Genomic DNA, 8150 nt, shown 5'->3' on the forward strand with positions numbered 1-8150 from the left:
AGATACAACACTTCCAATCTGATGAGCAATATCATCCATTCTGCTGCCCAATGTCAGTTTTTCTTTTGCCAGAAGTATTCCGTCTGCTTCCGTGTTTTCTACCAGAACTCTTAATGTCTCATTAACTCCTACATTGCATGCAGCACTGATGATATCCTTCAGATTTGCATCAATATTAATCGTCGATGTTTCAATCATGGATTCTTCCATTGATCTGGTATTCCTGAGCAGATAATTAAAATATTGATTTTTTACGTAAATCTGAAGGACCAGACCTGCCAGAATCAGAAGTAATACTACTGTTACTGTAACCTGCGCACTCATATGTGAGCAAAAATAATTTCTGATTCTTCCCGGCATTTTTTTGATTTTCTCTTTCATTTTTCTTTACCTGCCTCGTTTTTTATAATTCTACGACTATTTTACATCATTCTACAACATCTTATAAAGATATATCATATAAAATTTTGTGATTATTTACTGATTGATATCTATAGATGGCAAAGGACAAAAAAAGCCAGTAACTAAGCTTATCTGCTATTAATAAACTTAATTACTGGTTTTCATCTTTTTATTATGTTCAAACAGTCACCTACAATTGAATCAGATAACTTATTTGATTCGGTAATTATTTCTCCACTGCCTTAAATGTAAATCTGATTGGCTGGTAATCACCTGTTGTCAATGGTAATGGCAGTCCTGCTTTCATCAGTGCTGCGCCTGTGTATACTTTTCCGGTTGCAATGTCTTCGTAATGCAGATCTGCATCCAGTCCCTGAGGATAGAAAAGATAGATATACGGATTAGCTTCGCTGTGGAGTCTTACGCCACATACAACTGTCTCTTTTTTGTCCTTGGATACGAACTGCCAGAGTACATGGTTGTTGTTTTCAAATGGATTTATCAGACGATAGTAATCTCCGGACTGTACCAGATGCTCGATTTCTTTGTATTTCAGAATCTGCTCTCTGGCTGTCTTTTTGTCTTCTTCGGACATCTTCATCAGATCCAGTTCATAGCCAAATGTACCGGATGATGCAACCGTTCCTCTTGTCTCGAATGGTGTGATCCTGCCTGACTGGTGGTTCGGGCATACGCTGACATGAGCCCCCATTGCACTTACCGGATATCCGAAAGAAGTACCGTACTGGATTTTCAGTCTGTCAATAGCATCAGTGTTATCGCTGCACCAGATCTGTGGAGAATAATAGAGCATTCCTGCATCAAATCTTCCGCCGCCACCTGAGCAGGATTCAAACAGGAGATTTGGATATCTCTGCACAAGGCTTTCCATCATTTCATATACTGCAAGTACATATCTGTGATAAACCTCTCCCTGGCGTTCTTTTGGAAGTGCTGCGGAGAATACGTTGTCTACACTGCGGTTCATATCCCATTTTACATAATCTGCCTTGCATGCATCCAGAACTTTGAAAATCTGGTTCATGATATGGTCACGGACTTCTTTTCTGGTAATGTCCAGATTGAGCTGATGTCTGCTCCGGTTCATAGCACGTCCCGGAATCTTCAATGCCCAGTCCGGATATTCTCTGTAGAGATCACTGTCCTCGGAAATCATCTCCGGCTCTACCCAGAGACCGAATTTCAGTCCAAGTCCGTGGATTCTCTCTGCAAGTGCAGGAAGTCCACCTTTGATCTTCTCTTCATTTACTTCCCAGTCACCAAGTGCGCACCAGTCATTATCTCTTTTGCCAAACCATCCATCGTCCAGAACAAACATATCCAAGCCGATGTTCCTGGCTTCTTCTGCAATATGATACAGTTTGTCTGCATCAAAATCAAAATAGGTAGCTTCCCAGTTGTTTACGAGGATTGGTCTTGGCTGTTCTACGTATTTGCTGCGGATCAGGTTGTTTCTGTATGCATCATGATAAATGCGAGAAAGTTTTCCAAATCCTTCTGCGGAATATGACATAATCACTTCCGGAGTTTCAAATGTGTCACCTTTTTCCAGTGTCCATGCGAAATGATATGGATGGATTCCCATTACCACACGGGTATGTCCTACCTGATCTACCTCTGTCTCAAATGTAAAGTTTCCACTGTAAGCCAGTGCATATCCATAGCAGTTTCCATATGTTTCTTCTGTGTTTCTGTCGCAGAGGATTACAAATGGGTTATGATGATGACTGGAAGTGCCGCGAATACTTCCTACAGACCAGTTTGCATGACCCAGATGTGTTCTTTCCATCTGACGTTCTACGTTATGTCTGCCATAGAAATGAACTGCATCCATTTCTCTATATTCAAAATCCATTTCCATAGACATTGCTTTCTTTACTGTAACAGGTGTCTCACCAGTCTGTTCCAGACGAACTGCTCTGGTGATCACATCCAGATGTGGGAATACACTGTAGAGAAGATGTGCTTTCAGTCCGCTGACACGGTCTGCCAGGACAATCTCCAATGTCTCTGCCTCATCTTCTTTTGCAAACATTGCAGGGAGACCTTTCAGGCTGTATTTTCCTTTTGTGATCTCATAGGATTCAAATTTCAGATTTGCAGTGTCGCTGCCGTCTGCCTGCTCTACTTCCAGACCATTGATACGATAATCTCCGTTTCCGTAAGCTGTATATTCCTGCGGCAGAGTATCCAGGGAAAATGTTTTGTCTTTTCCTGCTTCATACGGATTTCCGGAGAATCCTCTGTCCACACATACAATCCTGTCCGTAATCAGGGAATCCCCTACCGGGCATCCATAATACAGATGAACCAGAGTATCATACTCTCTTACCTGCATCTGATAGGTGCTGTTTTCTGTTCTCAGGTCAAATACTTTTTCTGCCTCATGATACTTAATCCATTCCATACTCTGTACCTCTCATTTCTTTGTTGTTTTTTTGTTAAAAAGCATACTGATCCGGTTCTGTATCTACATAGTGATGTTCTTCTTCGTCCTCTTTGAAATACGGTTTGAACAGTTTCCACATAAACCAGGAATCTGCATAGGCTGTCAGGGAAAATCCCACCATCAACCAAATCAGCAGATATACCGGAAAAAGTTTTGCATCTACAAGTGTCATGGTCATTGGCAGTATCGTGATCACTGCCACTGCTATCGCATAACCTATATGTTTAACCGCAAAATAAAATGCGTTTGTGATCAAAGTCATTGTTTTGTTTTCAAATGCTGCAACTGTCGGGAATATGTACAGTGCAATGGCAATCAGCGGAATACATACCGCCAGAATCACGTAATTGAAAATCTGTGGCATGGAACCAGGCATAGTTACCAACGATTCTTTCTCCATATAAAGAAATACTGCAACTGCTGCCATCAGGATCCAGATCAGAGTTGACTGTTTGAAGTTCTGCTTAAAGCTTTTAAAAAAATCATGAAATACCCGGATATCTCCATCCTTGTGGAGTTTTAATGTACAATAATACAAAGCAGTGGTGGATGCCCCTGCTGTAATAACAGGAAGAGAGCACACGATCCATAGTAAATTCAATGCAATTAACTGACCTAAAAATCCAAATATCCTGTCATAAAGACTTCCTGGTTTCATTTTTTATTACCCCTTCCTTTTTCTATCTTAATGATTTTGTCCTGACTTTCACCTTTACAGATGATTCAGCAATCAGATATCCAGTTTCAGGCAGCCTTCTGTTATTCTTCTCTTTCCAGTTGTATAACAAAATTCTGCCTGTATAGTTCAGGGGAAATGTCCCGAACCTCCCGGATTCTTCTTTTTATTTTTTTTAACTTACAGCTTACCACCAGATGTTGCAATACCTTCGATGAACTGCTTCTGGAAGATCAGATACAGTACGATCATCGGGATACATGCAAGCAGAGATGCTGCCATCAGCTGCGGATAATTGTTGGTGTACTGTCCCTGCATTTTTGCAAGTGCTGCTGACAGAGGCATTACATCTTTGTTACAGATCAGAGGCCACATCAGATCTTTGTATGCAAATACTGCTGTGAAGATTCCCAGTGCCACCATGGAAGAACGTGTCAGAGGAGCCATGATGAACAGGAAGGTCTGACCGATGTTACATCCGTCAAGACGTGCTGCCTCTTCCAGATCTTTTGGAAGTCCCATATAAGCCTGTTTGAGGAGAAATGTACCAAATGCAGTAACAATACCGGGAAATACCAGGGCAAAAATGGTATTGAGCATTCCCATTTTACTTACCATTAAGTACTGTGGGATAATGAAGATCTGTCCAGGCACCATCATCTGGAAAAGTACCAGAGAGAACATCAGGTTTTTCCCCCTGAAGTTCAGACGTCCAAATGCATAGCCTGCCAGTGTTGCTGTCAGAACCGCACATACAACACGACCCAGAATCAGAAGTAAGGTATTGATATACAGATGTAAGAAATCCATATTTGCGCTTACTTCTCTAAAACTGTCCCATCTCCATGTAGACGGGAGGACTACGAACGGGTTGACAGAGGTTGCCTCTGTCATAGTTTTGAAAGCTGTCAGAATCATCCATAAGAAAGGAACCAGCATGGTAATAGATACCAGTATCAGGATAACATGGATCAGAACTCTGTTTGCTTTATCTCTTGCTGACATAATTATCCCTCCTTAGTTATAATGAACCCACTTCTTCTGCGCAATATTCTGGAATACTGTCATGATCATAATTACAACCAGAAGAAGTACGACGATTGTTGAACCATAACCTTTGTTATTCTGTACAAAGGAATTCTGGTAGAACAGGTAAACAAGTGACTGTGTTTTGTAAAGTGCAGGACTGTTTCTGTCCATAACCATGAAGATCAGGTCGAATACCTGCATGGCACCGATGACACGGGTAACCATTACAAAGAAGATGGTCGGTGAAAGCAGCGGGATTGTAATGTGGAAGAACTGTTTGATTCCGGTTGCTCCGTCAATGCTTGCTGCTTCATAATAATCTCTTGGGATTTCCTGCAGACCTGATAGGAAAAGTACCATATTGTAGCCAATGATGGACCATACACCGATCACTGCGATCGCATAGACTGCAATCTTCGGATCAGAAATCCAGTTAATCTTTGTATGAAAAATGTGATTGAGAAGACCAAACTCTGAGTTAAACAGCCATCTCCATACCATGGCGATCGCAGCCGGAGCAGCAACCATAGGCAGGAAGAAAATAGTTCTGTAAACAGCACGGCCTTTCATTTTACGGTTTAATAAAACTGCCAGTACAAGTGCGATAGCAATGGAAAACGGAACTTCCACAATGGCATATTTAAATGTATTTAATAATGCCTGCCATACTTCCGCATCGTGGAACAGCTTTACATAATTGTCAAAACCAATGAAGATATTTCCCTTACCGAAATCTCCGGTCTTGAAAAAGCTCTCATAAATGGTCTTAAAAATCGGATAGATATTTAAGATGATCAGACCAAGCATTGTAGGAAGAATGAACGCCCATCCCCAGATGAATTCATTCCGCGCCTGACTGGTACCTTTTTTTGGATTTGCCACGGCTCTCACTCCTTCTTATCATAGAATTTTGTTGCTGATTTGAATGGAAAACTGCCGCATATGAGCATACCCTTTGTGACTCCTGTGGTTATCACATGATCGGAATCTTTTCTGCGGCAGCTTTTCCGTTTCTTATTTTTTATGAATGGTTTTGTTAAACATTAATTAATAGGACTCTTCTGCGATGGCATCGTTCATAATAGTAACGATATTCTTGCATGCATCATCCATGCTTTCCTCATCATTCCATGGTTTCTTCAGTTCTTCGCACATTGGGTTCCACCATGCAAGTGTTGCATTTGTGTGTGGTCTGAATACGATATTGTCCATTGCATCCATGTATGGCTGTAAGTTAAAGCAATCAACACTGTTAACCCATCCATCGGACATTCCTTCGTAAGCTGCCATTGTTACACCAAGATCAGCCTGTTTCTTCTGCATATCTTTGGAACCGAACCACTCAATAAGCTGGAAAGCTTCGTCCGGCATATCTGTGTTTGCAGATGCTGCCCATCCAAGACCATTGTAAAGAGATACGCTCTCTCCTGTTTCAGCATCTTTCGGAAGTCTTGCCACATCACAGTGTTCTTTGATATAATCGTTGTCTTTGAAAGCAGATACCATCCAGGATCCCTGAGAAATCATAGCTACCTTGCCAGATCCGAAGAGTACGTCTGTACCTGTTTCGGACATTGTAGATGCAGGAGGCATTACATTTTTAACGCATTTGTCAACGAATTCCATTGCTTTGATAGTGTTTGGATCATCAAAACCGGATTTGTTGTCATCTGTCAGTACACGTCCGCCCATGGAGTAAACAATATTCATCCATGTATCCTGCTCGTTAGACGGGTTTGCTGCAAAACCGTACTGGCTTCCGTCTTCTTTTGTAAGTTTCTCTGCAATATCATAGAATTCATCCCATGTCCAGCTTCCGTCCGGATAGTCGATTCCTGCTTCATCAAACATATCTTTGTTGTACCACATAGCAATTGTATCGATGTCCTTCGGTACTGCGTATGTTTTTCCGTCCCACTGATACATTTCTTTGATATCTTCCGGGAATTTGTCCATTTCCAATTTGTCGCTGTCTGCAATCTTGTCTGTCAGATCAAGTAAGATATCATTGGACATATATCTTACAGCTTCATTGGAATGCATCCAGAATACGTCCGGCATGTCTCCGCCTGATGCACCTGCTTCAAGAAGTGTCCAGTAGCTGCTCCACTCTACTACCTGAAGTTCAGTTTTGATTCCGGTCTCTTTTGTAAACTCATCCATAATTTCCTGAAGTCCGGCTTTCTGTCCGTTATCCCAGATTGCAACTGTCAGAGTTTTGTCTTTCGCCTGTGCGCTTACTGGTGCAAGTGCAGTAACTGTCATAGCACCGATCACTGTTGCGACTGTGAGTTTTTTCATGTTTTTTCTCATATACATCCTCCTTTATTCGTCGTTTCGACGTGTTCCTTGTGATTCTTATTATACGTTTTTGTCTATTTTTTTAAATGGACTAATGAAATGAATTTATGTCATAATCGTTATGGAAAAACCGCTGAATTTATGGTAAAATGTCAACAACGACTTGAATTTATGCGTATTTGCAGGATATCAGTCCTTATGTCTTTATATCAACAATATCTGCAATCAAAGAAAATAGAAAAAGGAATTACCCAAATGCCAAATGTAAAATATACGGACAGCGCTACTTTCCGCTGTCTTGAAAATCTGAAAGAAGGCTCCCTTGATATCAGTCTGATCCATACGGGCAAAGAACACTGCCCGCCCGGACATATCTGTTCCATGCCAAGAGATGAGTTCATCATCCATTTTGTGCTGGACGGTACCGGATTCTATTCTGCCGGAGGTCAGACCTGGAGCCTTACTCCCGGACAGATGTTTGTAATTTATCCAAATGAACCAGTCACATACGGTGCTGATGAAACCAATCCCTGGACTTATGCCTGGATTGGTTTTCGCGGAATCCGAGCTCACTCAATGGTAAAAGAATGTGGATTTTCCAAAAATCAATTAGTACTTCCTGCACCGGATCAGAAAATAATCCTGAAACACATCGATTATATGCTGAATCATAAGCAGCTTTCCAAAGCCAATGATCTAAGGCGCCAGGCTTATCTGATCCTGTTGTTAGCCGAGCTTGCCGACTTTCATGAAAAACAGTCTGCACAGAACAAAAAAAATGCCAAATATGCTTATAGCACCAGTGTTTACGTGGAGCTTGCCATTGAATATATTAAAGATATGTATCAAAGAGGAATCGGCATCTCTGATATTGCAGATAATATCGGAATCAGCCGTGCCTATCTGAACAGTTCCTTTCAGAAAGAGCTTGGAATGTCCGCACAGACCTTCCTCATTGATTATAAGATGCATAAAGCAGCCAATCTTCTGGTCAGCACCAGTCTGTCTGTTAAAGAGATTGCTAATAATGTGGGCTATGAAGACCAGCTTGTTTTTTCCAAGGCTTTTAAGAAGAAGTTTGGAATGAGTCCGAAGAATTATAAAACTCACAAAGAAATGATGGATAAATTTAACGAAAAGCAGGTAGATGATTCTGTGTGATCATCTGCCTGCTTTTTCACTGTTGATTTTTTATTTTTGCTTATTGCTTTTCGCAACCTCCACAAGAGGCTTACCTGATTCGGTTATTATTTTGCAGGTGACATACTCCCG

7 protein-coding genes are annotated in these 8150 nt (G+C 41.2%); 1 reads left to right on the forward strand and 6 read right to left on the reverse strand.

What is annotated here, in order from left to right:
* The 6 genes from AC075J_RS07985 to AC075J_RS08010 form a co-directional block, all read right to left on the reverse strand.
* A partial coding sequence (locus AC075J_RS07985) for a hypothetical protein (RefSeq protein ID WP_476390224.1) occupies positions 1–381 on the reverse strand: 381 nt, incomplete at its 3' end.
* Positions 382–628: 247 nt separating this feature from the next.
* A complete protein-coding gene (locus AC075J_RS07990; protein ID WP_055199748.1) occupies positions 629–2830 on the reverse strand; it encodes an alpha-galactosidase in 2202 nt (733 codons plus the stop codon).
* 34 nt (positions 2831–2864) lie between these two features.
* Entirely contained in the window at positions 2865–3530 is a 666-nt protein-coding gene (locus tag AC075J_RS07995; protein WP_055199749.1) for a YesL family protein, read from the reverse strand.
* Positions 3531–3728: 198 nt separating this feature from the next.
* The gene (locus AC075J_RS08000) at positions 3729–4553 is read right to left on the reverse strand and encodes a carbohydrate ABC transporter permease (protein WP_271728670.1); all 825 of its coding nucleotides are present in this window, start codon (positions 4551–4553) and stop codon (positions 3729–3731) included.
* Between the two features lie 12 nt (positions 4554–4565).
* Complete coding sequence (locus AC075J_RS08005) at positions 4566–5459, reverse strand: carbohydrate ABC transporter permease (RefSeq protein ID WP_020993601.1); 894 nt, start codon at positions 5457–5459, stop codon at positions 4566–4568.
* Positions 5460–5624: 165 nt separating this feature from the next.
* On the reverse strand, positions 5625–6890 hold the full coding sequence (locus AC075J_RS08010) for an ABC transporter substrate-binding protein (protein WP_330595370.1): 1266 nt from the start codon (positions 6888–6890) through the stop codon (positions 5625–5627).
* Between the two features lie 186 nt (positions 6891–7076).
* Between AC075J_RS08010 and AC075J_RS08015 the strand changes: the two genes are divergently transcribed.
* A complete protein-coding gene (locus tag AC075J_RS08015; RefSeq protein ID WP_476390225.1) occupies positions 7077–8039 on the forward strand; it encodes an AraC family transcriptional regulator in 963 nt (320 codons plus the stop codon).
* The last annotated feature ends 111 nt before the right edge of the window (positions 8040–8150 follow it).

The organism is Blautia sp. ZXY-1-C6, assembly GCF_056339875.1.